The following is a 25504-nucleotide window of genomic DNA, read 5'->3' as shown; positions in this document are numbered from 1 at the left end:
GGAGGTGTCAGCGGGTGGATTCGCAGTTCGCGGCGCTCCTCCGCAGACACCGGACCGCCGCCGGCCTGACCCAGGACGAGCTGTCGGTCGGCTCAGGCGTGAGCGTGCAGGCGATCAGCACCCTCGAACGCGGCACCCGGCGCTACCCCCAGCTGAGCACCGTCTCCGCCCTGGCCGAAGCGCTCCATCTGGACGCCGACCAGCGGGCCTCTCTGGAAGCCGCAGCCTCGCGCCGCGGCAAGACCACCTCACCGGACAAGCAGCGCCCCAAGCCCCCGATCAGCGCCTCTCCCCGGCAACTGCCGTTCGCTACCGGCGACTTCACCGGCCGGGTACGAGAGCTGGACATACTCACCCGCCACTTGATCGCTGCCAGGGGTGCCAGCGTCACGGCGATCACCGGCATGGGCGGGATCGGCAAGACCACCCTGGCCGTGCATGCTGCGCACCAGGTGGCTGACTACTTCCCCGACGGCCAGCTGTACCTGGACCTCCGCGGCTTCGGCATCGGCCCGCCACTGGAGCCGCTGGAGGCCCTGACCTATCTGTTGGAGGACCTGGGCGTGACGACGCCACCCGACCTGGCCACGGCCTCAGCACGGTTCCGTACTGCGCTCGCCGGGCGGCGGCTGGTCCTTCTCCTCGACAACGCCTCCGACAAGGAGCAGCTCCGCCCCCTCCTGCCCGGCGCGGGTGGCTGCGCCGTCCTGGTGACGAGTCGCCGGAGCATGGCCGGCCTTGGTGGCCGCCAGTTCCAGCTGGGCGAACCACCGCTGGAGGAGTGCATCGAGATGCTCCGCCGCATCTCGGAGCGACCGGACGCCCCGGAGGACGAGTGCGCCGAGGTGGTCCGGCAGTGCGGTGGCCTGCCGCTGGCGATCCGGATGGCCGGGGCCCGGCTGGCCTCCCGCCCGACCTGGCCGGTCGCACACCTGGCCGAGCGCCTGGAGAACGGCCGCCGCAGGCTGGACGAGCTTCAGCTGGACGACTCCGGCGTACGGGCGACGCTGGTGCTGTCCATCGAGCAACTCGCGGGCAGCGACGACCCGATCGACGTACAGGCCGTCACGATGTTCGCGCTGCTCGGGTTGTCGGACTGTATGGAGCTCACGTCGGCCCTGGCAGCTGCTCTTTCGGACAGCCCTGAGCCAGAGGCTGTCGTCGTACTGGAGCGGCTGGTGGACGTGCACTTGCTCACGACGCCCAGCCCAGGGCGGTACAGGCTGCATGACCTCGTACGGGTCGCCGCCCGCGAGCTTGCCGACCAGATGCTGTCGGAGCAGGACAGGGCGGCGGCGACCAGCCGCTGGGTTCGACGGGTGTCGGCTGTCGTCTGGAAGGCCAGCGAGTACGCCGGGCACGGTGCTACGCGCGAGACGTGGCTCGACAAGGAGTGGCTGGCCGCTGCCGACGACCTCTCCGGCCAGGAGGAGATCGTTGCCTGGTTGGACGTCGAGCGGCCCGGACTCCCCGCGATCCTGCAGCAGGCGACCCAGGAGCACCCGCAGCTCGCAGTACAGCTGGCTGTCGGGCTGAACGCCTACTACACGCTTCGGCGGGCGTGGATCGAGTGGCTACAGGCCAACGAGGCCGTACTGCGCCTCGTCAGCGGTCAGCCCGATCGAACGGCAGAGGGCCTCGTGCTCCACGACCTGGGCGCGGCTCACGCCGAACTCGGCCAGTACGAGCAGGCCGTGGCCCCCCTGCGGCACGCGATCGACGCGGCCGAGGCGGCGGGAGACGGCAACCTGCAGGCACTCTGCCTGAGCAGCCTCAGCCACGTCCTGGAACGCACCGGCAGGACAACCGACGGCATCCCGTACGCCGAGCGCGCCCGGGAGATCGGCCTGAGCCTCGGGATCCCGCAGCGAGCCGCCTGGGCATGCCTCGCGCTCGGCATGCTCTACCTGAAGACGGGCGCGGCCGAGACAGCTCAATGGCACTTCAACGAGGCACTGGACCTCCTGGTCGAGCCGGGGATGGAGCGCCACCGCGGTCAGGTCGCGCAGAACGTCGGAGTCGCCTACCGCGAAGCCGGCCAGTACTCCGTGGCCAGCGACGCCCTGCACGAGAGCCTGGACCTCTACCGCAAGGCGGGCGCGGCCACCCGGCAGGCCGAAGTACTGAACGAGCTCGGCCGCCTACGGATGGCGGAAGGACGCTACGACGAGGCAATCGCCCACCAGAGCGAGGGATTGGCCATCGCCGGCCAGTACGGCGACTGGCTCTGCGAGGCGGACATCCGCAAGAGCCTCGGCGAGCTCCACCGAGCCCAGGACCGCCTCCCCGAAGCCCGCCGGGAATGGCGAATAGCCCTGTCCATCCACGAAAAACACAACGCCCACGGCGCCACCGACCTCGAGCAACTCCTCCGCTCCACCTGAAAAGCAAAGGCAAAGCGGGGGCGACGGAAGGCTATGGCGCGGGCGAAAGGGGCGGCGGGAGGCGAAGGGGCGGTTCCCCGAAGGGAACCGCCCCTGTATCGCTTTTGGTGCTATGGGCCCTGCTACTGACTCAGTTGGCCTTCTTCAGCCCGATCTGGGTCAGGTCCGGGATACCACCCGTGTTCGGGTCTGCCACTGCGTTGTCGATGTTGGAGCCGACGACGTACACGTTGAGGTCCTGAACGGTCGGCACCAACGGCGCGGTCTTCATGATCTCGGTGTACAGGTTGGCCAGGCCATCCTTCAGCTTGGTCTTGTCGGTCTCCTTCTCGAGCGTGGCCATCTGGTCCCAGCCGGCCTGGCTGCGACCGTAGTTGTTCTGCGCGGCCTTCCCCGGGGCGGTGGTGTCCGGCCCGAGCACCGGCGGCACGATGGTCGCCAGCGTCGCCCAGTCGTAGCACCAGCCGGCCGTGATCAGATCGGTCGCCGACGCGTCCTGCTGCTGCGTCGAGTAGTAGTTGTCACCCGGGATCTTCCGGATGTCGACGTTCACGCCGATCGCCTTCCAGGACGCCTGAGCGGCCTCGGCCGCCTTGACGGCCAGACCCGAGTCAGCGGTGCCCAGGACCAGCTTCTCGCCCTTGTAACCGGCCTCGGTCAGCAACTGCTTCGCCTTCGCCGGGTCACCCTCGGGCGGAGCCTTGAAGGTCTCCTCCGGCTGGTACCCGTCCAGGTCCTGCGGAATGATCGAATCGACCACCGCTGCGAGCCGCTCGCCGCCGCGCCCGTCGCGGTAGCTGGTCCGGTCGAGGCCGTAGTACAACGCCTCACGCAGCTTCTGGTTCTTCAGCAGCGGCTTCTGCTGGTTGAACGCGATGTAGCGACGGCAGATGTCGGTGCCCTGGACCACGCGGTCCTTGACGTTCGCCTGGTTCGTCTTGGCGATGTTCTCCGGCTGGACACCGGCGAAGCTCACCGAGCTCTTGTCAGCCGTGCCGTCGGCGAACAGCCGCTGGTCGACGGTCGCCTCAGCGTCACCGAACTTGAAGATGAACTTGTCCGGCAGCGCGGTGCGCAGCGGGTCGGACTTCGCGTCCCACTGGTCGTTGCGGACCAGCACGAGCTGCTTCTTGCGGCTGTAGGACTCGATCTTGTACGGGCCTGTAGCCACCGGGTGGTTGTCATACGCGGTCTTGGTGTCCTTGGCGACCGGTACCGGCGACCACACCTTCATGCTCGCGGTGCCCTCGAAGGTCGGGACCGGACGGTTCAGCTTGAAGACGATCGTCTTGTCGTCCGGCACCTCGATCGCGGTGCAGCCCTTGCCGCCGTTGTTGCCGGCCACGTACGGGCCCTTGTAGCCGGGGCAGTCGAGGTACTCGTGCGCGTACGGCGCACCCTCCTGCATGTCGGCGGAGAAGGAGCGCTCGGCTCCGTACTTGATGTCGGCCGCCTTGATCGGCGTGCCGTCCTCGTACTTCAGCCCGTCCTTCAGCTTGAAGGTCCAGGTCTTGAAGTCCGGCGTCGACTCGTAACTGTCTGCCAGGTCGTTCTCCAGGATGATCTTCTTCGCCTTGGCGTCGTAGCGGTAGTCCGTCAGCGTCCGGGTGATCAGCTTGCCGATCATTCCGGAGTCGGTGACGAAGTTGCGCTGCGGGTCGAGGTGTTCCACGTCGTTCACGTGGTAAACGGTGACGGTGCCCCCCTTGGCCCCGGCCGTGCCCTGGGTAGTGGACGTGCCTCCTGCGTCGTCGCTGCTGCCGCCGCAAGCGGCGGCCATCAGGGTCAGAGTGACCCCGGCGGCGATCGCCTGTCCTACTCGTTTGGCGTGATTCATAGCCAGTAATTCCTTCCTTGTCATGACGTTCCACGCCGGGTCGCGGCGGCCTGAGAGGTCATCTCCGTCATTTCGCGGTCATCAACTCACGTATTCACAAGCAGCGCAACGAGTGTGGATCCCGTTCACCAGATCGTGATCGCTTCAATGCTTTCGCTAGATCTTGCAGCTACTCTCCGCAGTCGTCAGATCACATCGCGCTCCTCCGGGAAGTGACAGGCAGCCTTGTGGCCGGGTGCCCCGATCTGGAGCAACGGCGGCTCCTGCTCGGCGCAGATGTCCTCTGCTTTCCAGCACCGCGTCCGGAACCGGCAGCCCGACGGCGGGTTCAGCGGGCTCGGCACGTCACCGGTCAGCCGGATCCGCTCACGTTGCCCGGTCGCGTCCGGGTCGGCCTCGGGAACCGCGGACAGCAGCGCGTGCGTGTACGGGTGCCGAGCGTGGTTGTAGAGCTCGTCCCGGTCGGCTATCTCGACCACCTTGCCGAGGTACATCACGGCGACCCGATCGGAGATGTGACGGATCACCGACAGGTCATGGGCGATGAACAGGTACGCGAGGTTGAACTCGTCCTGCAGGTCGTCCAGCAGGTTCACGATCTGCGCCTGGATGGAGACGTCGAGCGCCGACACCGGCTCGTCACAGACGATCAGCTTCGGTCGCAGCGCCAGCGCCCGGGCGACGCCGATCCGCTGCCGCTGACCGCCGGAGAACTCGTGCGGGTAGCGGTTGTAGTGCTCGGGGTTCAGCCCGACCCTTTCCATCAGCGTCTGGACGGCCTTCTTCGTGCCGCCCTCGGTCTTCACCTTCTGGATGTCGAACGGCGCCGCGATGATCGTGCCGACCGTCTGCCGCGGGTTCAGCGAGGAGAACGGGTCCTGGAAGATCATCTGGATCTCGCGCCGGAACGGCCGCATCTTGGCCCGGCTCAGGTGGGTGATGTCCGAGCCCTCGAACCGGATCGTGCCGGCGGTGGGCTCGTCCAGCCTGGTCACCAGCCGGCCGGTGGTCGTCTTCCCGCAGCCCGACTCGCCGACGACGCCGAGCGTCTCGCCGGTGTGAATGCTCAGGTCGATGCCGTCGACCGCCTTCACCGCTCCGGTCTGCTTCTGGAGGATGATGCCCTGGGTGATCGGGAAATAGCGCTGCAGCCCCTCGACCTCGAGCAGCAGCTCCCCCTGCCCGGGCCGCAGGGTCCGGCCAGCCTCTTCGACCGACGTCGACATGCTCACGATCGCTCCTCGTGCTTCGGGGCCGGCATCACAGGTTCGGCTTGATCTGCTCGGCGAACAGCCGGCTGCGCTGCTCGGACTCGATGTGACAGCGGACCCTGTGCCCGCCGGTGCCGATCTGCAGCAGCTCGGGAACTTCAGCGACGCAGGAGTGTCCCTCGACGTACTGCTGGTAGTCGCAGCGTGGCTGGAACGGGCAGCCATTGGGCAGGTTGATCAGCGACGGCGGAGTGCCCCGGATCGACTTGAGCCGGTGGTCGCCGCCACGGTTCACCCGTGGGATCGACCCGAGCAGCCCCCAGGTGTACGGCATCTCCGGCCGGTAGAAGATGTCCCGGACCGGTCCGGACTCCACCACCCGGCCGCCGTACATCACCACTACGTCCTGTGCCATCTGGGCGACCACACCGAGGTCGTGGGTGATGATGACGATCGCGGAGTTGAACTCCTTCTGCAGATCCATCATCAGGTCGAGGATCTGGGCCTGCACGGTTACGTCCAGGGCGGTGGTCGGCTCGTCCGCGATCAGCAGCTGCGGGTCGCACATCAGCGCCATCGCGATCATCGCCCGCTGCCGCATACCGCCGGAGAACTGGTGCGGGTAGTCGTCGAACCGCTTGCTGGGGGACGGGATGCCCACCCGGTCGAGCAGCTCGATGGCGCGCTTCTTCGCCACCGACTTCGGCGCGTTGTTATGCACCAGGTAGGCCTCGACGAGCTGGTCGCCGATCTTGTAGAACGGGTGCATCGCCGACAGCGGGTCCTGGAAGATCATCGCGACCTGCTGGCCGCGCAGCCGGCGGATCTCGGGCACCGACATCGACACCAGCTCAGCGCCGTCCAGCCAGATCTCACCGCTCACCTGCGCCTGGGTACCCTTCTGCAGGCCCATGATGGCCAGGCTGGAAACGCTCTTGCCGGAACCGGACTCGCCCACGATGCCGAGGGTCTTGCCTCGCTCCAGGGTGAAGCTCAGGCCGTTGACCGCCTTCACCAGGCCGTCGTCGGTCGGGAAGTGCACCTGCAGGTCCTTGAGCTCCAGGAACGGCCGGCCGGTCCCGGTGCCCGCGGTCGCCGTCGTTGTCACAGACTCGGTCATTGGTCTCCTCGTCGGGTCAGGACAACCGCACGCGCGGGTCGATGAAGGCGTACAGAATGTCGACGATGATGTTCGCGACGACCACGAAGACCGCGGCGAACAGGACCACGCCCATGATCGCCGGCAGGTCGTTGCTGAGCACCGAGTCGATCGAGAGCTTGCCCAGGCCGGTGATGCTGAAGATCTGCTCGGTGATCACCGCACCGCCGAGCAGGCCACCCAGGTCCAGACCGAAGATGGTGACGATCGGTGTCAGCGCGGCACGCAGTCCGTGCTTGAACACGACGGTCCCCTCACCGAGGCCCTTGGCCCGGGCGGTGCGGATGTAGTCCTCGTTCATCGTGTCGATCATGTTGGCCCGGGTGAGCCGGGTGTAGAGCGCCGCGAACACCAGCGCCAGCGTGATCCACGGCAGGATGTAGAACTGCAGCCACTTCGCCGGACCGACGGTGAACAAGGCGGCGTTGGCCGTGTCGGGGAACGGTATCCAGTTGAGTTTGACGATGAAGGTGAACAGCAGCAGATAGCCGAACACGATGGTCGGGAACGAGACGCCGAACAGGGCGATCCCGACGCTCAGCTTGTCCAGCCACTTGCCCTTGCGCAACGCCGCCAGCAAACCGAGCAGCACGCCGAAGAACAGCCAGAGGACCGCGGCCCCGGTGGCGAGCCAGAAGGTCGCGGGGAAGGCTTCGGAGATCGAGTCCCAGACCGGGACGCCGTTCTGGTACGACTCGCCGAAGCAGGGCCACGGGCACTTGCGCTCGCTGCCCTCGGTGCCGATCATCCGGCCGCCCGGGTTCACCAGGCCCTTCATGTATGTGCCGTACTGGACGATCAGCGGGTCGTCGAAACCGTAGGTCGCGTTGACCTGGGCAATCGTCTCGGTGTTGCAGTTCTTGCCGCAGATCAGCAAAGCCGGGTTCGCCGGGGTGACCCAGAAGAGAAAGAACGTGATGGCGCTGATCACCCAGAGGATGAGCACCGTCTGCAGCAGCCGGCGGATCAGGTAACGGCCCATCGGGTCAGCTCCTCCCGGCTCGCGGGTCGAGGGCGTCGCGCACGGAGTCGCCGAGCAGGTTGAACGCCAGCACGGTGATGAACAGCGCCGTGCCCGGGAAGAAGAGGTAGAGCGGGTTGCTCTCGATCCAGTCCGACGCGTCGTCGATCATCCGGCCCCACGAGGCGGTGGGCTCCTTGATACCGACACCCAGGAAGGACAACGCGGCCTCCGCGGTGATGTAGCTCGGGATCAGCAGGGTGGTGTAGACCAGCAGGGTCGGGATCAGGTTCGGCAGGATCTGCCGGAAGATCACGTACGCCGGGCCCGCGCCGAGCGATCTGGCCGCTTCGACGAACTCCCGCTCGCGAAGGGACAGTACCTGGCCGCGAACGATCCGGGCCAGGTACGCCCAGCCGAAGAAGCCGAGAACGAACATCAGCACACCCATCCGCAGCGTGTTGTTGTCCGGGATGCCGAACAGGTCCTGGCCGCGGTCGGCGATCACCGGCGTCAGGGCCATCACGAAGAGCAGATACGGGAAGCTCAGAATGATGTCCATCAGCCGGCTGAGCAGCGTGTCGACCGTGCCGCGGAAGTAGCCCGACACCATCCCGATCACGGTGCCGAGCACGATCGCGATGATGGTGCCGCCTAGCGCGACCAGCAGCGAGACCCGGGTGCCGTAGACCAGCCGGGAGAAGACGTCGCGGCCGTTCTGCGGCTCGACGCCGAGCCAGTGCTCGCTGCTCATGCCGCTGCCCCACAGGCCACCGATCGGAATACCGCCGTCACGGGTATTGAGCAGCGGGTCGCCGTTGGCGTCGACCTTGTTGAACTGGTCCGGCGGGAAGCCGTTGATCTTCACGATCAGCGGCGCGAAGATCGCCACCCCGATGATGATCAGGATCACGATCGCGCTCGCGACCGCGATCTTGTCCTTCTTCAGCCGCGCCCAGGCGATCTGGCCCAGGGAACGACCCTCGATCTGCTTGGCCTCGGCGGTGTCGGCGAGATGATCAGCCGGCAGACCGCCCTCTGGAGACTGGGCCTCCGATACCCCCAGCGTCATCGCTGTCGCCCGCCCTTCCGGTTAGTGCGCGCCGCCGCCACCCCTGACGGCCGAGTTGCCGGAACCCTACGTATCTCGCAGTGTGGACGCCATGCAAGGGACCCCGTCGTCTCCGAATCGTGACGGATCAGATGCCGTCGCGGAGCGCCTCGCGCAGCGCCGGGAGGAACGGCCGGTCCGCCGGCAACCAGCCCAAGGCGTCCAGTTGCCGCGCGCTCACCCAGCGTGTCTCGCTGTGTTCATGGAGAACTGGTTCACCCGCCAGGAGCTCGGCCAGATACACCCGCAGCAGGTACCGCTCGTCAATCGCCTGCCCCACCCCGAGCGCCGCACCCACCTTGACCTCGAGGGCAAGCTCCTCCCGCAACTCTCGGACCGCCGCTGCTTCTTCCGTTTCTCCCGGCTCCACCTTTCCGCCGGGAAACTCCCAGCCGCCGTCGGGCCCGGACCGCAGCGCCGCCAGCACCTCGCCATCTCTGACCACAGCCACGCCCACGACAACCTGCCTGTCTCCCATGGCCCACGACTGTGCCAGAAAACGGCCGGAAACTGTCCGTGCGCCAGGAGAGGATGGTGGGGTGCCGTTGCAGAACAGAGTGCTGCCCACCCAGGAGATCGTGGCCGAATCCGGCCGCGGGCTGCTGATGGGCAATCGCGGCACCTTGCACGGACCGGACCGGCAACTGGGGACCACGCGGTGGCGGTCGAAGGCCTGGATCTGCTGCGTGCTCGACTGGAAGGGCGTTCAGCGCGACCCGATGCCACCCGGCCGCTGGACCGCGCTGTTCTTCTTCGACGAGGCCGTCGCGCTGGCCGCCGGTCACCGCCCGTGCGCCTACTGCCGCCGCCGCGACTTCCTCCTGTACGCCGGAGCGTGGGCCGGCGGACGTGGTCTGACCGAGCGCCCCCGGGCCGCCGCGATGGACGCACAGCTCCACCTGGAGCGGGTCGAACCGCGCACCCGGCAGCAGCGCACCACGATCGCCGACCTGGACGATCTCCCCGACGGCGCGATGATCCGGTACGACGGACGCCCGGCGCTGGTGCTCGGCGGACCCGACGGTGACAGGTTGGTGCTCGGCTGGTCGTGGGAGGGATACGCCACACCGGCGCGACCACCCGGGCTGCGGCAGGTCGCAGTACTCACTCCGCCGGCGAATCTCGTTGTTCTGAAGGCCGGATTCGCGCCCATACTCCACCCGAGCGCCTTCGGCAACTGAGGTAGACCTAACTAGAAACACGCCGTACCGAGGGGTCTTCCGTTGTGCGCCTCGCGGAGGCACAGTGTGCCCATACTTACAGCGACAAAACCATTACTGGAGTCGGTATGGGTGACGGCAACAGCACCGTGGCAGCGGTGCAGCGTGCTCTCGAGGTGTTGCACACCACAGTCGGCAAGCTCAGCCAGGAGTACGGTGACACCCTCGGCATTCGCCGGTTGGTGTCCGACGTGGCCAGGCTGAGTGACGACCTGGCAGAACTCGGCCCTCCCGACCCGCAACACAGACCCGGACCCGTTCCGGAGGAACTCGAGGAGATCCCCGACGTGGAATACGACGCGTCCATGTGGACCGACGCGGAGCACGAAGGCTTCGGCGCGCCCGACAGGCACGCCCCCTGATGGCAACGGGCGTTAGCGCACCCGGTCGCGCGCAGATCGGGCAAAAGACACTACGAACTGATCGCTGGTGGCTGGCGCCGCTGCGGATCGGTGTGATCCTGGTCTTCTTCATCGTCTACGCGACGATCCGGATCTTCATGAACAAGTGGTACTGGGTTGACGCCTACCACTACCTCACACCGCTCTATTCGCCGTGCGTCACCGAGTCGTGCGTCCAGGGGTCCAGTCACCTCGGCACCTGGTTCCCGAAGTTCCCGGTGTTCATCCCTTTCAGCATCATCACCTTCGCGGTGCTGGCCGGCTTCCGCGGCACCTGTTACTACTACCGCAAGGCGGGCTACCGGTCTCTGTTCTTCGCGCCGACCGCCTGCGCGGTCCCGGAGCCGCACAAGAAGTACACCGGTGAGAGCAAGTTCCCGCTGATCGTGCTGAACCTGCACCGCTACTTCTTCTACGGCGCGCTGGTCTTCGGACTGCTCAACGTGTACGACGGCATCCAGGCCTTCCACGGCAAGGACGGCGGCTTCGGCATCGGCCTCGGCACGGTGATCATCTGGATCAACCTGGTGATGCTGTGGCTGTACACGCTGTCCTGCCACGCCTGCCGGCACATCGTCGGCGGCCGGCTGAAGAACTTCTCCAAGCACCCGCTGCGCTACCGGTACTGGACCTTCGTGTCCAAACTGAACCCGAAGCACGGTACCTACGCGATGATCTCGCTGTTCACCGTGATCCTCACCGATGCGTACATCATGTCGCTGTCGGCGGGCTGGTTCTCCGACCTGCGCTTCTTCAACTGATCTCGACACTGATACGGACGTCTGACTTCTATGACTGAGCTGGAACGACACTCCTACGACGTCGTCGTGATCGGGGCCGGCGGCGCCGGTCTGCGCGCGGCGATCGAGGCCCGCGAGCAGGGCAAGCGCACCGCGATCGTGTGCAAGTCCCTGTTCGGCAAGGCCCACACCGTGATGGCCGAGGGTGGCTGCGCGGCCGCGATGGGCAACGCGAACTCGAACGACAACTGGCAGGTGCACTACCGCGACACGATGCGCGGCGGGAAGTTCCTGAACAACTGGCGGATGGCCGAACTGCACGCGCAGGAAGCCCCCGACCGGGTCTGGGAACTGGAGTCGTACGGCGCGCTGTTCGACCGTACGCCGGACGGCCGGATCAGCCAGCGCAACTTCGGCGGTCACACCTACCCGCGGCTCGCGCACGTCGGCGACCGCACCGGCCTGGAGCTGATCCGCACCCTGCAGCAGAAGATCGTGTCGCTGCAGCAGGAGGACTTCGAGGCCACCGGCGACTACGAGGCCAACCTCAAGGTGTACGCCGAGTGCACGGTGACCGAGCTGCTGAAGGACGGCGACGCGATCTCCGGCGCCTTCGGCTACTGGCGCGAGTCCGGCCGGTTCATCCTGTTCGACGCTCCCGCGGTCATCCTGGCCACCGGCGGCGTCGGCAAGTCGTTCAAGGTCACCTCGAACTCCTGGGAGTACACGGGTGACGGGCACGCGCTGGCGATGCGGGCCGGCGCGACGCTGATCAACATGGAGTTCATCCAGTTCCACCCGACCGGCATGGTCTGGCCGCCGTCGGTGAAGGGGATCCTGGTCACCGAGTCGGTCCGTGGTGACGGCGGGGTGCTGAAGAACTCCGAGGGCAAGCGGTTCATGTTCGACTACGTGCCGGACGTGTTCCGCGCGCAGTACGCGGAGACCGAGGAAGAGGCCGACCGCTGGTACAAGGACGCCGACAACAACCGGCGCCCACCGGAGCTGCTGCCCCGCGACGAGGTCGCCCGGGCGATCAACTCCGAGGTCAAGGCCGGGCGCGGTACGCCGCACGGTGGCGTCTTCCTGGACGTGTCCTCCCGGCTCCCGGCCGAGGAGATCAAGCGCCGGCTGCCGTCGATGTACCACCAGTTCAAGGAGCTCGCGGACGTCGACATCACCGCCGAGCCGATGGAGGTCGGCCCGACCTGTCACTACGTGATGGGTGGCGTCGAGGTGGACCCCGACACCGCGCAGTCCGTCGTACCGGGGCTGTTCGCGGCCGGTGAGGTCGCGGGCGGCATGCACGGCTCGAACCGGCTCGGCGGCAACTCGCTGTCCGACCTGCTCGTGTTCGGCCGGCGCGCCGGAATGGGCGCCGCGACGTACCTCGACCAGCTGGGCACCGAGCGGCCGAAGATCGCCGAGGCCGACATCGACGCCGCTGCCGCCGAGGCGCTGGCTCCGTTCGAGCTCGAGGGCGGGGAGAACCCGTACACGATCCACCAGGAACTGCAGCAGTCGATGAACGACCTGGTCGGCATCATCCGCAAGGCCGACGAGATCGAGCAGGCGCTCGGCCGGCTCGCCGAGTTCCGCGGCCGGATCGCGAAGATGACGGTCGAGGGGCACCGGCAGTTCAACCCAGGCTGGCACCTCGCACTGGACCTGCGCAACATGCTGGCCGTCTCCGAATGTGTCGCGAAGGCGGCGCTGGAGCGGCAGGAGTCCCGCGGCGGTCACACCCGCGACGACTTCCCCGGGATGAACGCGGAGTGGCGCAAGCTCCTGCTGGTGTGCGCGCTGCAGGCCGACGGCAGCGTCAGCGTGGTCCGCAAGGACCAGATCCCGATGCGCGACGACCTGCTGGAACTGTTCGAGCTGGACGAGCTGAAGAAGTACATGACTGAGGAGGAGCTGCCGGCATGAGTTATAAGGGCAAGTTCCGGGTCTGGCGTGGTGACGCCGACGGCGGTGACCTCCAGGACTACGAGGTCGAGGTGAACGAGGGCGAGGTCGTCCTAGACGTCATCCACCGGCTGCAGGCGACCCAGACACCGGATCTCGCGGTCCGCTGGAACTGCAAGGCCGGCAAGTGCGGCTCCTGCAGCGCCGAGATCAACGGCATGCCGAAGCTGATGTGCATGTGCCGGATGAACACCTTCGAAGAGGGCGAGACCGTCACGGTCACCCCGATGCGGACCTTCCCGGTGATCCGGGACCTGGTCACGGACGTCTCGTTCAACTACGAGAAGGCTCGCCAGATCCCCGCGTTCACGCCACCGGCCGACCTGAAGCCCGGCGAGTACCGGATGCAGCAGGTCGACGTGGAGCGCTCGCAGGAGTTCCGCAAGTGCATCGAGTGCTTCCTGTGCCAGGACACCTGCCACGTGATCCGCGACCACGAGGAGAACAAGGAGTCCTTCTCCGGCCCGCGCTTCCTGATGCGGATCGCCGAGCTGGACATGCACCCGCTCGATGCCGCCGACCGGCAGAAGGCGGCCCAGGAGCAGCACGGCCTCGGCTTCTGCAACATCACCAAGTGCTGCACCGAGGTCTGCCCCGAGAACATCAAGATCACCGACAACGCCCTCATCCCGATGAAGGAACGAGTCGCCGACCGCAAGTACGACCCCATCGTCTGGCTGGGCAACAAAATCCGCCGCCGCCCAGCCTGACCGCACTCCCTCTTGCGAAGGCCGCCCCAGCTCACAGCTGGGGCGGCCTTCGCCTTCCCGGCAGAGGGAGAGGGGAAGGGAGGGACAGCAACAAACAAGAAGGGCAAGCACAGAACGGAAAGACAGAGAGAGGTGAGAGAGCTGCCGCCTGCTACGCCCTTGGAAGCGGGGGCCCGCAGCGGCTTGGCAGATCGGTTGATCTGTTTCTGTGGATAGACCTGTCCTCATCCTTCCGGACAGCGACAGCGCCCAGGCGTGTCCGTGGACAAACTTGACCACCACCCGGCCACAACTCCCTGGCCGGTGGCGGCAACCAACCGAACACCAGCCCCGCGCGGCATTTCATCTGGCCTGTAGCGCGTGCACAGGACTGCGGTGGCAGGTGGTTGATGTGGACCTCAGATCGCCTGCGAGCTTGCTGGCGATCTCAGCGCTCGCCTGGCTGAGGTAGTTCAGAGGCCTGCGGCAGCGCTGTCACCTGTCTGGCCTTCTCTGGCTTCCGTCGGTCAGCTTGAGGTGACGGCTCCCCGACCGCTAGCTCATCACCGTCACTCTCAGGACCTCCTGCGAGCTTGCTCGCGAGCTCAGCGCCAGTCTGGCTGAGGCTGCGCTGCGGCTGCGGCTGCACTCTCCTCCGCTCTTCTCTTGCTGTTCTGGTGGGGGAGGCGTATCCCTCGCGTGGGTGAGTTCTGGTGGGTGGGTGAGCGCCTAGGGTCTGGGCATGGACGTGGTTGTGGTCGGCCTGGTGAATGTTGCTGTGTTCATGGTGATTTTCGTGCCGGTGTCGCAGCGGTTGCTCGGGGTGCGGTTCGGGTTCGGGCGGTTGGCCGTGGGCGCGGGGCTGACGTTGGCCGTGTTCAGTCCGTTGCTGAATGCGCTGGCCGGGCCGTTGCCGTGGACTGGGTCGACCGGGGCTGCGGTCGCGTTTCTGGCGTTGACTGCGCTGTGCTCGATGCTTGCCGGGCTCATCTTTCTCGTGTTGTCCGAGGCGCTGGTGCCCACCGGGTCGTTGCCCAGGGCCCGGGATCTGCGGCGGGATCTGAGCGGGCGGATCGCCCGGACGCGCAGGTATCTGCAGATTCTGCGGATCGCCGTCCGGCACGGGCTCGGGCCGTATCTTCGCGGTCGCCGTCGCCCGGGCCGGGAGAACGCGGCCGGCCAGGCGGATCTCGCCCGTTCGCTTCGGCTCGCCCTGGACGAGGCCGGCGTCACCTTCGTCAAGCTCGGCCAGGTGCTCTCCACCCGCAGCGACGTGATCCCCGCGGCGGTCGCGCTCGAGCTCAGCCGTCTGCAGGACCAGGTCTCTCCCGCGCCCTGGCCGCAGATCGAGGACGTCCTTACCGAGGAACTGGGCGCACCACCTCGTCAGGTCTTCACCGACTTCGCCGCCGAACCACTCGCCGCCGCTTCCGTCGCTCAGGTGTACGCCGCAGACCTCGACGGAGTACAGGTGGTCGTCAAGGTGCAGCGGCCGGGGATCTCATCAGTCGTCGACCGGGATCTGGACATCGTGCAGCGGCTGGCCAGGATGCTCGAGCGGAACACCGACTGGGGTCGATCGATGGGTGTCCGCGCGCTCGCCGAGGGGTTCGCCGACGCGATGCGCGAGGAGCTCGACTTCACGGTCGAGGCAGGCAACATGGCCAGCGTCTCGGCCGGCCGATCAGTTGCCGGGAACAACGACGTGGTGGTGCCGGCACTCTTCCCGCGGTACTCGACCGGTCGTGTGCTCACGATGCAACGGCTCGACGGCGTCGGCCTCGGTACTGCGGCCGGCACGATCGCCGAGCGCGGCCTGGACGCCGCTCGGCTCGCGCGGGTGCTGTTCGACTGCCTGCTCGGCCAGGTGGCGATCGACGGCGTCTTCCACGCGGATCCGCACCCCGGCAACTTCCTGCTGCTCACCGACGGCCGGATCGGGATGCTCGACCTCGGCTCGGTCGGGCGGCTCGATCCGTCCACCCGAGAGGCCCTGCAGCGGTTCCTGCTGGCGGTCGACCACGGTGATCCGGTAGCCGCCACCGACGCGCTGCTGGAGATCGTGTACCGCCCGGACGTGATCGACGAGCAGAGCCTGGAGCGCGCGGTCGGGCAGTTCATGGCCCGCCACCTCGGCGCCGGCGCGGCTCTCGGCCCGGCCATGTTCAACGACCTGTTCAAGATCATCACCGCGCACGATCTCGGCGTACCGCCGGAGGTGGCCGCGGTGTTCCGGGCGCTGGCGACGATCGAGGGCACGATCTCGCGGATCTCCCCCGACTTCGATCTGGTCGCCGCCTCGCGCCAGTTCGCCGCCGCGCATGTGACGGACCGCCTCGCCCCCGAGGCACTGCGCCGTACCGCGACCGAGGAACTGGCGACGCTGCTGCCGATGCTGCGGCGACTCCCCCGCCGGATCGACCGGATCGCCGCGGCCGCCGAGAGCGGACGGCTCGGGCTGAACGTCCGCCTGTTCGCCGACGAACGCGACCGTCGCCATTTCACCGGCCTTCTCCACCAGGCTCTGCTGGCGATCCTCGGCGCCACGGCGGGCCTGATGGCGGTCCTCCTGCTCGGTACGCCGGGCGGCCCGAAGGTGACCGAATCCGTCAGCCTCTACCAGCTGTTCGCTTACAACCTGCTGGTCATCTGCGCCGTCCTCGTCCTGCGGGTCCTGGTGCTGGTCTTCCGCCTCCCCGACAGCCGATCCCGCGTCTAGGGGTACTCGGGTCGGGGCGTTGGTAACACTTGAGGCTGGAGCGCGGGGTTGGATGGTGCAGCGGACGGCCACCCACCGGCCATCACGCCCGTCCAGGTGTCTTCTCGAGCACCGGTGGCGAATCCCGAACACCCTGCCGGGACCTCGGACAAGAAATGGGGAGCCTCCGAGGTCCCGTTTTGGTGTCCACCCCCACAACTACCGCTGGCACCGCTCGGCCGGGAGCGGCACCAACCTGGCCGGCTACAGCTGGACCAGGCCCCGGCTTGACTTGAAGTCAGGTTGAACTTCGAGGATGGCGGGCATGTCGTCGACTGAGGTGTCCTCCCGCGCGCGGTTGTTCCATGGTGCGCATCTGCCGTTGGTGCTCGGGGTTGTGTCGTTGGTGACCCTCGGAGCGTTCGAGAACCGGGCGGTGGGGACGGCGCTCCCGACCATGGTCCGGGAGTTCGACGCGCTCGGGAGCTTCGGGCTGGCGAATGCGGCGCCGAACGCCGGATACCTGGTTTCGCTCGCTGTTGCCGGCTTGTGGGCTGATCGGCGTGGACCGATTCCTGCGCTGCGAGCGGGAGCGATCACCTTCGGACTTGCTCAGCTCCTGGTCGGGACGGCGCAAGAGATGCCGATGGTGGTAGCCGGACGGCTGCTGAGCGGACTGGCCGAGGGCTTGCTCGACGTCGCGTTGATGGTGCTCGTGGCCAGGGCTCTTCCCGCCGTACTGCGACCGAGGATGTTCTCCCTGTTCGCGGCGATGTGGATCCTGCCGTCGGTGCTCGGACCTCTGTTGACCGGCGTGATCACCGAGCAGTTCGGCTGGCGGTGGGTGTTCCTGGGTGCGTTGGCACTCCTGGTCCCGAGTTGGCTGCTGCTGCAACCGGCGATGCGGCAGTCGGCAAGCACACCAGCGCCCGAGCGCAGCCCCGAGGACGCTGCCGAGCTGGTTGCGTGGCGAGCTGCCTTGCCCTGGGCATTCGGTGCCTCCGTCGCGCTGTTCACGATGACGCTGGCCGGCGATCAGCTCGAGACGCATCCCCTGATCGCCGGACTGGCGATTCCCGTCAGCCTGGCGGTGCTGGCCGCGGCCGCGGTACGGGTGATGCCTCGCGGGACCTTCACCGCGCGGCGTGGCTTCCCGGCCGTGGTGGCGGTGCGCGGCCTCGGCGGGGCGGCCTTCGCGGGCGCCGGCGCCTACTTGCCGTTGCTGCTGACGCTGCAGCACGACTTCAGCCCGTCGCGCGCGGGTGTCACCCTCTCGATCACGGGGGTGAGCTGGGCGTTCGGCTCTTGGCTGCAGGGCCGCGACCACGGCATGCCGCGGACCTCCGTACTGCGTATCGGCCTGACGCTGATGACCGTCGGCCTGGCAGGCACCTCGTTGCTCGCCTGGACCGACACGACGACCTGGGCCGGGTTGGCGGGGTGGACCGTCGCGGGGATCGGGATGGGACTCAGCACGTCGAGCCTGTCCGTGCTCACCCTCGACCTGTCCGACGCGAGCAACTCCGGCCGCAACAGCAGCGCGGCCCAGATGGCCAGCACCATGAGCATCGCCACCGCCCTGGCCGTCAGCGGCACGCTGCTCGCACTGAACGCCGCTCATCCCACCCGCTGGGTCTTCGGCACGATCATCACCGCCAGCGCCGCCCTAGCCCTCGCCGGCCTCCTCACCTCCGCCCGAGTCCGCCCAGCCGACTGAATCGCCTGAGTGCTTCGGCCTCTGCTCGCGGTCCGGGGAGAGGGTGCGGGGCACTAGAATGTCGCCTATGGCTGAGCTGCTGACGGATGACCAGATCGATCTCGCGATTCGCGACCACCTGCCGGAGTGGAAAGTGGTCGACAACGAACTGGTGCGCAGCGTCAAGAAGCCGACGTTCATGGACGGGATCCGGCTCGTCGCGACCGTCGCCCAGCTGGCCGAATCGATGAACCACCACCCGGACATCGACATCCGCTGGACCACGATCACCTTCCGGCTCGCCACGCACGACGCCGGTGGCATTACCGACAACGACTTGGTCCTGGCTCGTCACATCGACACCGCCGCCGGCTGACCAAGGCCGCCCAGCGCTAACGCCAGGCCCAGCGAGAGGCCGAGCCGGCTACTGGCGGAGGCCGAGGAGGGTGCCTTCGGGGTCGCGGACGTAGGCGAGCCGCCCGACGCCCGGAAGCTCCTGTACTTCGCCCGCCCTGGCGCCGCCTGCCTTCACGACGGCGTCGAGCGTGGCGTCAAGGTCGTCCACTTCGATCCACGCGATCGTCGTCTGCTGCTGGTAGTCGCGACTCATGATGGCGCCGTCGATCCCCGCGCCCTCGCCGGTCTGCGCGACCAGGTAACCCTCGATGAAGGGCGACGGCTCGGGCTGCCAGCCCAAGGCCTCGGCATAGAAGGTGGCCGCCCGGCCGAGATCGGCGGCGGTCAGTTCGACATGGATGATCCGTCCCACGATGCCTGCTTCCGTTCCGGTGATGAGAGCACCAGCATCACCCGGCACCCGGCGCCGCGTCTTGGACGGATCTTCCATGCATCAACGCGGCGATCCCGTTCTGCACAGCCCGGAACGAGGTCGCACTGACTCCCGTGAACCGCTTGAAGTCCCGCGCCGCGTGCGCCTGGTCGTAGTACCCGTGCAGGGCGGCGAGTGTGGATGCCGCGTCGGCAGGTCCACCCAGCAGCCCGCCGACGAAATTGAAGTACCTCACGATCTCGGCGAACTGCTTCGGCCCCACACCTGTCAGGCCGGTGAATATCCGGTACAGGCTGCTGTACGAGACGCCGACCGCGCCGGCCACCTCGGCGACGGACACAGCTCCCCGGGCCTCCTCAATCACCTTCACGGCGCGATCCACCACGTCCACGGCCCGTACGTCGCGCAGCCTCGACCCGACGAACTCCGCGAGCCTGTCCGCGCGCGGTTGCCCGAACTCGAGCCCGACGAGCTCACCCGCCAGGCGTTCCGCAGTACCAGGGTCTGTCCAGCGGGCCAGAGGTAGAACGGCGTCGACCAGGCGGTCGGGTAGGCCGAGGGCGGCGATTCCCCAAGGCTTGAACTCCGCGCCCACGTAGCTCGACATCCCCGTCTGGGTCAGCACGTGCGGGCGAGTCATGATCCCGAACAATGAGGCGTCGTTCGTCCAGGCGTGCCCGGTCACCGCATCGTGCCGGACGCCCGGCTCGGCGAGCGCAATGGCAAGACCCGGTCGGCCGTTCGGGATCAGGATCTCCCGCTTGACCTCCGACGGCGATCCCGGCGCCTCCACCATCCAGTAGTGCTCGACGAAGTCGCGCTGCTCAGCAGGCGGAGGAACCCGCAGATAAGAGACCACGAGACAGCATCCTCCCCGAAGCGTGGCTGGTATACGTCATGGCGGGCGTCGGCCAGGGTGACTCCTGGTGGCGCGCCGGACCGGCCATCTACACATGGCACATGACCTCACACCGCCTCCGAGCCGGCGTCGCTCTGCTGGCCTCCGCCCTGACCATCACCCTCGCCTCCCCCGCCAACGCCGGCACCTTGGATGAGCCCGGCTGGTTCTGGAACACCCCGCAGTGCGACACCGTGTACGGCGACGGCTCCGTCACCATCACGTACTCCGACGGCGCCGACCTGATCCCGACCAAGGGACAACTGCGGCCGGTGACGTACGCCAAGGTGGCCACGCTCGAGGAGCCGAACACGTTGATCGCGATCGGCCGCCAGTCGATCCAGCGCTCCAGCGACGCCGGTTGCAGTTGGCAACAGCTCGACAAGTCGCCGGACGACCTCGCGACGTACGACGTGGCGCCGGGCCCGGGTGAGACGGCGTACATCTACAGCGTGAACGACCAGCCGATCCACCGGGTGAAGGGCAACCAGGTGAGCACAGTGGCGGGTCCGGTCGCGGGCAGCGGGCTGTCGGCCTTCGTGGCCCTGCGGGACGAGCTTCGGGTGGTGGCAGGTGACGGGCAGATCTACGACTCCATCGACGACGGCGTGACCTGGCACCGGACGGGCATCCTCCCGGCCAAGGATCTCTTCGTCTACAACGCGGTGATCGACCCGCGGGATCCGGACCACCTCGTGCTCGGCGTGATGTCCGACGGCACCTACGCCACCTTCGACGGCGGCCGCAGCTGGCACCGATCCGCCGCGGTCACCCGCGTGAACGCGTTCAGCCTGGCGATCTCCCCGGCGAACCCGCAGGTCGTCTGGATGGAGGGCTACGAGCGTGACGAGGCGACGCGGTACATCTGGCAGTCGGACGACGGCGGCCTCAAGTTCCGGCCGGTGCTCGACCAGTCCCGGGCGACGCTCTACAACGGCAACCAGATGTGGGCCAGCCCGGTCGACCCGGACCTGCTCTATTTCTCCTACGGCACGTCCTTCGCGAACTACGGCGCCGATCTCTATCGCTTCCGCCCCTCCACCGGTGAGCTGAGCAAGCAGCACAACCACTACGACGGCATCCCGTCGCTGGCGTTCAGCCCCGCGGACCCGACCGTCCTCTACCTCGGTCTGGCCGAGGAGCGCTGACCCGTGGAGCTTAGGTCCGGAAGGCGGATGCGGGGTCGTAAGTATCTGACAGCTACGGTTGGCGGGTGACGACTGCTGACGAGTACCGCCTGCTGGGATTCACTGATGCCGACCGGGAGGACGCCGAGAAGCTCGACGTCGACCGCCAAGCGGTGACGGAGTTCGCCGCGCAACTCTGCCGGGTGATCGGCACCTTCCCGGCCGAGGGTGACCTGACCGCTCCGGACGACCCGCTGGTCTCGCTCGCGGCGTTCCTGGAGACGCTGCCGGACATCCGTCGCTACCACCGGGAACTCGGGATCAGCGACGAGGTCAGTTGGGCCACGCTCGCCGATCTCGGCAAGCAACTGGAGGTGAGCCGCCGGACCAACGGCGAGTTCGGCCTGGAGACGCACTGGTGGATGACGATCCACTGGACCGGGACGATCTACGCGCTCGGCCGGCTGCAGTTCCTGCTACACCAGGTGCCCGACTCGCACCCGGTGCCGGGGACCGAGCCCGGCGAGTGGGTGATCGGCGTACACATCCCGGAGACGGGTTCGCTCACGCCGGAGTTGGTGGACGACAGCTTCGACCGGGCCCGGGAGTTCTTCCCGCGGGTGTTCCCGGAGCAAACGGTGAAGACGGCGACGCTCGGCTCCTGGCTGATCGACCCGTACCTGCTCGACAACCTCCCGCAGGACTCGAACATGGTCCGCTTCGGCCGCCGCTTCACGCCGTACGGCGAACCGGTGGACAGCCAGGACAGCGCGATCTTCTTCACCTTCCGCAGCCACGACCTGACGAACCTGGCGCAGTACCCGCGCGACACCCGGCTGCAGCGCATCGTGCTGGAGCGGATCGAGAACGGCGGCACCTGGCAGACCGCGTTCGGGTATCTGCGCCTCTGACCCCTTGACCTAGAGCCGACTCTAGAACCTAGCGTCGGTGAGCATGCCAGTCACCTTGATCACCGGAGGCTCCAGCGGTATCGGCGCCGCGGCCGCCCGCCAACTGCTGGACCTCGGTCACAGCGTCACCGTCACTGGACGCAACGCCGATCGGCTGGACTCGTTCGCCGCCTCGGTGGGGCGGCCGGCCGAGCTGCTGACGATCGCCGGCGACGCGTCCAACCCGGCCGCGGTCCAGGATACGGTCGACGCGACGCTGAAGACCTTCGGGCAGCTGGACAACGCCGTCGCCAACGCGGGCTTCGCCACCCACGACTCGCTCGACGACGGTGATCCCGAGGGCTGGCGGTCGATGATCCTGACCAACGTGCTCGGTCCGGCGTTGCTGATCCGGGCCGCGCTCCCGGCACTCAAGGTCAGCCGCGGCCGGATCGTCCTGGTCGGCAGTGTCGCCGGCCACGTGCACACCCCGGGCAACATCTACGGCGCGACCAAGTTCGCCGTCACCGGTCTCGCCGAGAACACCCGGCAAATGGTCACCGGTGACGGCATCGGCGTCACGCTCGTCTCCCCCGGCGCGGTCGAGACGCACTTCTCCGACCCGGTCGGCGGCCTCGCCCCCGGCCGCGAGCGGATCAGCGCCGACCAACTAGCCGCCTCGATCGTCTGGGCCCTCACCCAGCCGGCCGGCGTCGACATCAACACCCTGATCGTCCGGCCCATCGGCAGCCCGCGCTAAGGCCCGACCGAAGGCCCGCTCACGCAGCGTCCCCTCGCGCCGCGGTGAGTGATCGTTACCCCGCTGTGACCTTCGCGGCCTTGCGGCGGTTCACGATGCGGCGGGAGGTCTCGATCACGACACCGATCAGCCCGGCCAGGCCGAGGCTGAACGCCAGCGCCTTCAGCGAGTCGTGCGCGAACGCATCGCCGCCCAGGTAGCCGAGCAGCGCGACGTACGTGTAAGCGACCGTCACGCCGGCGATGGTGAAGACCAGGAACTTCCGGAACGAGTACGCCGTGGCGCCTGCGGTCAGGGTGGCGATCATCCGCGCACCCGGGATGTAGCGGACGGTCATCAGGATCAGGCCGCCGCGGGAATGCAGGGCCAGCGACACTTTCTCGAACATCGCCTGCCGGGCGTCTCGTCGGCGCATCCAGCGGTGCAACGCGGGGCCGGAACCACGGCCGAGGAAGTAGCAGACGGACTCGCCGATCACCGAGCCGACCATCGCGACGACGATCACGAGCAGCAGGTTCTGGTGACCCGCCGCGGCGGCCATGCCCGCGGTGACGATCAGTCCCTCGCTCGGCACCACCGGGAAGACGGCATCGATGGCGGCAGCCAGGAAGAGCACCAGCAGGAGCCAGTGGGAAGCCATGGCGATGCTGAGGATGTGCCTAGCGGCTTCCATCAAGTCTGTCATCGCGGCCAAGCATGCCATCTGGGACCTAGGGGAACCCAATCGAACAAAACCGCTCAGGCTGGTCAGAGCCAGGAATTCATCCTCAGTGAGCCCAGAGTTTCCAATGGGGCGCGAGCGAACTCCCCGGGGTCGCCGTGCAGTGCGCGATCCCACACCACGGCCCGGGCGACCTTGCCGATCCAGCAGGCCAGATCGAGCTCGGCGACCAGGTCGGCCGGGGTGCCGAATACCTCCAGGTAAGAGTCCCGCACCCGCAGTACGAGCGGGTCGTCGGGGGCCACCTCGAGCTTGCGGGTCAGGGAACCGAGCGTGACGAGCAGGCTGGAGAACGGGTGGGCCAGCACGCTGTCGCCCCAGTCGTAGAAGCGCACCTGGTCCGACGGACCGCCGAGGATGTTGTTCGAGTGCAGGTCGTTGTGATCGAGGCTGACCCGGTCGGGCAGTTCGCGACAACGCGCCGCGAAGTCTTCCCGCCGGCTCGCGACCCAGGCATGGATCTCCCGAGCCTCGGCGTCACCGCTCGACTCGACGTACCGCCCGGTCGTCTCGAGCGCTTCCTCCAGCCGCTGCGGCATCACCGCCGGCCGCATGTCGGCGACACCCGCCGCGAGCAGGTCCTCGGTGTGCGGCAGCAGATCCACCTGCAGTTGCGCGTACTGCGGGAGCACGTTCACCAGCGCGTCGGACAGACTCCGCTCACCCAGCACCTCGCGCAGGGTGGGACCGCCGTCCGGCAACAGCACCCAGCCGCGGGTGACGTCCACGGCGATCGGGTCCAGGACCCACTTCGGGGCGACAGTGGCCAGCACCCGATAGAGCGGGACCTCGAACACCGTCTCCGGGCCTGGTGCCTTCAGCCAGACCGGACCGTGACTGGTGTCGACGCGCAGCAATGTCCCCCACGGCCTCACCCGCGGTTGAGTCACCTCGCCAAGTCGTTCGACGCGCGCCGCAGCCAGCTGCTCGTCGATCCACGCCTCGGCCTCGGCTCGCCACTCCCTCGAGGTCCAGAGCGCGGTGAAGCTGTTCCCGGCGTACTGAGCGCCAGCCGGATCCCCGGCCTGCTGCAAGCCCTGCTGATGATCGTTCACAGGCGGACCGGTAGCTCGGTGATGGCGTTCATCAGCAGACCCTGGCTGCGGACGGGGTCCTGCGAGGGCTCCGCGAGCGCCAGGTCCGGGAACCGCGCGAGCAGCATGCCGAGCGCGATCCGCCCCTCCAGCCGGGCCAGCGGCGCGCCGAGACAGTGGTGGATGCCATGCCCGAAAGCGATGTGCGAGCTCTCGGCGCGAGTGATGTCGAGCTGATCCGGCTTCGCGAACTTGTCGCCGTCGCGATTGGCCGCCAGCAGCGCGAACACGACCACCTCACCCGCGCCGATGGTGGTGCCCCCGACCTCGACAGGCGCCTTCGTGATGTACGGGATCGCCGCCTGAAGCGGTCCGTCGTACCGGAGCAGTTCCTCGACCGTGGCGGGCAGTCGCTCCGGCTCGGCCTTCAGCAGGGCGAGTTGGTCCGGATGCCGCAGCAACGCGTGGACGCCGTTGGTGATCAGGCTGACGGTGGTCTCGTGCCCGGCCGCGAGCAGCAGGTAGACCATCGAGGTGAGCTCGTCCGGGCTGAGCCGGTCGCCGCCGTCACGGACCCCGATCAGGTCGGAGAGCAGATCGCCCGACGGCGCCACCCGCTTGTCCTCGATCAGCTCGCGGATGAAGTCGACCATTGCCAGCGCGGCCTCGACGTACACGTCGGCCGGGTACACCGATGCGTTCACCACGATCGAGGACCAGCGCCGGAAGTCGTCGCGCCGGATCGCCGGGATGCCGATCAGCTCCGAGATCACCGTGATCGGCAGTGGGTAGCTGTAGGAGTCGACCAGGTCCACGCGGTCCCCCGCGGCCGCCATCTCGTCGAGCAGGTCCGCGGCGATCTCACGGATCCGCGGTTCGAGCAGCTCGATCCGGCGCCGGGTGAAGGCGGCCGAGACCAGCTTGCGCAACCTGGTGTGGTCCGGCGGGTTGACGTTGAGCATGTGCTGGTCCAGCGCCGAGACCAGGTCGTCCGTCACCGTGTCCCGGTGCGGTCCCTCCAACGACGACCTCACCACGTCCGGATGCGCGAGCAACTCGCGCGTCTCCGGGTAGCCCGTCACCAGCCACACCGGCACCCCGGTGAACAGCATCATGCGGTGCAACGCCCCCGCCGCACCGATCTCGGCGAGGCTCGCGTGCCGGGCGATCCCGCTGGTCTCTGTAAACGGGGAAGTCACGCCGACCACA

The 25504-nt window shown here is 67.7% G+C and carries 23 protein-coding genes; 12 read left to right on the top strand and 11 right to left on the bottom strand.

The genetic code is table 11. The features are described from left to right. Positions 1-14: 14 nt before the first annotated feature. Positions 15-2384 carry a tetratricopeptide repeat protein gene (locus tag EV648_RS12765; protein WP_132289623.1) on the top strand — a complete coding sequence of 790 codons (2370 nt, stop codon included), beginning with the start codon at positions 15-17 and terminating at the stop codon, positions 2382-2384. A 130-nt stretch (positions 2385-2514) separates the two neighbouring features. Here the strand turns inward: EV648_RS12765 and EV648_RS12760 are convergent, their stop codons facing one another. The 6 genes from EV648_RS12760 to EV648_RS12735 all read right to left on the bottom strand — a co-directional run bounded on the left by EV648_RS12760 (position 2515) and on the right by EV648_RS12735 (position 9141). Beyond that, positions 2515-4221, bottom strand: coding sequence for an ABC transporter substrate-binding protein (locus tag EV648_RS12760; RefSeq protein ID WP_158293981.1), 1707 nt, complete (start codon positions 4219-4221; stop codon positions 2515-2517). Between the two features lie 185 nt (positions 4222-4406). After that, complete coding sequence (locus EV648_RS12755) at positions 4407-5447, bottom strand: ABC transporter ATP-binding protein (RefSeq protein WP_132290580.1); 1041 nt, start codon at positions 5445-5447, stop codon at positions 4407-4409. A gap of 34 nt (positions 5448-5481) precedes the next feature. After that, on the bottom strand, positions 5482-6552 hold the full coding sequence (locus tag EV648_RS12750) for an ABC transporter ATP-binding protein (protein ID WP_132289617.1): 1071 nt from the start codon (positions 6550-6552) through the stop codon (positions 5482-5484). A gap of 16 nt (positions 6553-6568) precedes the next feature. Then, positions 6569-7573, bottom strand: coding sequence for an ABC transporter permease (locus EV648_RS12745; protein WP_132289614.1), 1005 nt, complete (start codon positions 7571-7573; stop codon positions 6569-6571). Positions 7574-7577: 4 nt separating this feature from the next. Next, the gene (locus EV648_RS12740) at positions 7578-8624 is read right to left on the bottom strand and encodes an ABC transporter permease (protein ID WP_132289611.1); all 1047 of its coding nucleotides are present in this window, start codon (positions 8622-8624) and stop codon (positions 7578-7580) included. A 127-nt stretch (positions 8625-8751) separates the two neighbouring features. Then, the gene (locus tag EV648_RS12735; protein ID WP_132289608.1) at positions 8752-9141 is read right to left on the bottom strand and encodes a (deoxy)nucleoside triphosphate pyrophosphohydrolase; all 390 of its coding nucleotides are present in this window, start codon (positions 9139-9141) and stop codon (positions 8752-8754) included. Positions 9142-9202: 61 nt separating this feature from the next. Between EV648_RS12735 and EV648_RS12730 the strand changes: the two genes are divergently transcribed. The 8 genes from EV648_RS12730 (at position 9203) to EV648_RS12695 (ending at position 18451) form a co-directional block, all read left to right on the top strand. Then, complete coding sequence (locus EV648_RS12730) at positions 9203-9844, top strand: hypothetical protein (protein ID WP_132289605.1); 642 nt, start codon at positions 9203-9205, stop codon at positions 9842-9844. 107 nt (positions 9845-9951) lie between these two features. After that, entirely contained in the window at positions 9952-10245 is a 294-nt protein-coding gene (locus EV648_RS12725) for a hypothetical protein (protein WP_132289602.1), read from the top strand. Then, positions 10245-11045 (top strand): hypothetical protein, encoded by an 801-nt coding sequence (locus EV648_RS12720; RefSeq protein ID WP_132289599.1) that lies wholly within the window; start codon positions 10245-10247, stop codon positions 11043-11045. The genes EV648_RS12725 and EV648_RS12720 overlap by 1 nt, the downstream gene beginning before the upstream one ends. Positions 11046-11075: 30 nt before the next feature. Further along, positions 11076-12953, top strand: a complete 1878-nt coding sequence (locus tag EV648_RS12715) for a fumarate reductase/succinate dehydrogenase flavoprotein subunit (RefSeq protein WP_132289596.1) — start codon at positions 11076-11078, stop codon at positions 12951-12953. Continuing rightward, positions 12950-13702, top strand: coding sequence for a succinate dehydrogenase/fumarate reductase iron-sulfur subunit (locus EV648_RS12710; protein ID WP_132289593.1), 753 nt, complete (start codon positions 12950-12952; stop codon positions 13700-13702). Before EV648_RS12715 ends, EV648_RS12710 begins: the two co-directional genes overlap by 4 nt. Positions 13703-14423: 721 nt before the next feature. Continuing rightward, positions 14424-16400: an AarF/ABC1/UbiB kinase family protein gene (locus EV648_RS12705; RefSeq protein WP_132289590.1), complete on the top strand. Its 1977-nt coding sequence runs from the start codon at positions 14424-14426 to the stop codon at positions 16398-16400. 304 nt (positions 16401-16704) lie between these two features. Then, positions 16705-18096, top strand: a complete 1392-nt coding sequence (locus EV648_RS12700) for an MFS transporter (RefSeq protein ID WP_132289587.1) — start codon at positions 16705-16707, stop codon at positions 18094-18096. Positions 18097-18163: 67 nt separating this feature from the next. After that, positions 18164-18451, top strand: coding sequence for a 4a-hydroxytetrahydrobiopterin dehydratase (locus EV648_RS12695; RefSeq protein ID WP_132193403.1), 288 nt, complete (start codon positions 18164-18166; stop codon positions 18449-18451). A 48-nt stretch (positions 18452-18499) separates the two neighbouring features. Here EV648_RS12695 and EV648_RS12690 read toward each other — a convergent pair whose 3' ends face one another. Continuing rightward, on the bottom strand, positions 18500-18844 hold the full coding sequence (locus EV648_RS12690) for a VOC family protein (RefSeq protein ID WP_158293980.1): 345 nt from the start codon (positions 18842-18844) through the stop codon (positions 18500-18502). Positions 18845-18881: 37 nt separating this feature from the next. Next, on the bottom strand, positions 18882-19724 hold the full coding sequence (locus EV648_RS12685) for an AraC family transcriptional regulator (protein WP_132289581.1): 843 nt from the start codon (positions 19722-19724) through the stop codon (positions 18882-18884). Between the two features lie 101 nt (positions 19725-19825). Here EV648_RS12685 and EV648_RS12680 point away from each other — a divergent pair, with 101 nt between their 5' ends. The 3 genes from EV648_RS12680 to EV648_RS12670 all read left to right on the top strand — a co-directional run bounded on the left by EV648_RS12680 (position 19826) and on the right by EV648_RS12670 (position 22540). Beyond that, complete coding sequence (locus tag EV648_RS12680; protein WP_132289578.1) at positions 19826-20911, top strand: hypothetical protein; 1086 nt, start codon at positions 19826-19828, stop codon at positions 20909-20911. Positions 20912-20976: 65 nt separating this feature from the next. Next, positions 20977-21801, top strand: coding sequence for an acyltransferase domain-containing protein (locus tag EV648_RS12675; RefSeq protein WP_132289575.1), 825 nt, complete (start codon positions 20977-20979; stop codon positions 21799-21801). A gap of 43 nt (positions 21802-21844) precedes the next feature. After that, on the top strand, positions 21845-22540 hold the full coding sequence (locus tag EV648_RS12670; RefSeq protein ID WP_132289572.1) for an SDR family oxidoreductase: 696 nt from the start codon (positions 21845-21847) through the stop codon (positions 22538-22540). 55 nt (positions 22541-22595) lie between these two features. On the opposite strand, the gene EV648_RS12665 is transcribed toward EV648_RS12670, so the two are convergent. From EV648_RS12665 to EV648_RS12655, 3 genes are all read right to left on the bottom strand, one after another. Then, the gene (locus EV648_RS12665) at positions 22596-23225 is read right to left on the bottom strand and encodes a DedA family protein (protein ID WP_132289569.1); all 630 of its coding nucleotides are present in this window, start codon (positions 23223-23225) and stop codon (positions 22596-22598) included. A 62-nt stretch (positions 23226-23287) separates the two neighbouring features. Continuing rightward, positions 23288-24316 carry a phosphotransferase gene (locus EV648_RS12660; RefSeq protein ID WP_199234569.1) on the bottom strand — a complete coding sequence of 343 codons (1029 nt, stop codon included), beginning with the start codon at positions 24314-24316 and terminating at the stop codon, positions 23288-23290. Beyond that, on the bottom strand, positions 24313-25494 hold the full coding sequence (locus EV648_RS12655; protein ID WP_132289566.1) for a cytochrome P450: 1182 nt from the start codon (positions 25492-25494) through the stop codon (positions 24313-24315). Before EV648_RS12655 ends, EV648_RS12660 begins: the two co-directional genes overlap by 4 nt. Positions 25495-25504: the final 10 nt, after the last annotated feature.

Source organism: Kribbella sp. VKM Ac-2568 (genome assembly GCF_004345365.1).
Classification (GTDB): Bacteria; Actinomycetota; Actinomycetes; order Propionibacteriales; family Kribbellaceae; genus Kribbella; species Kribbella orskensis.
This window is presented reverse-complemented; position numbering and strand designations above follow the sequence as displayed.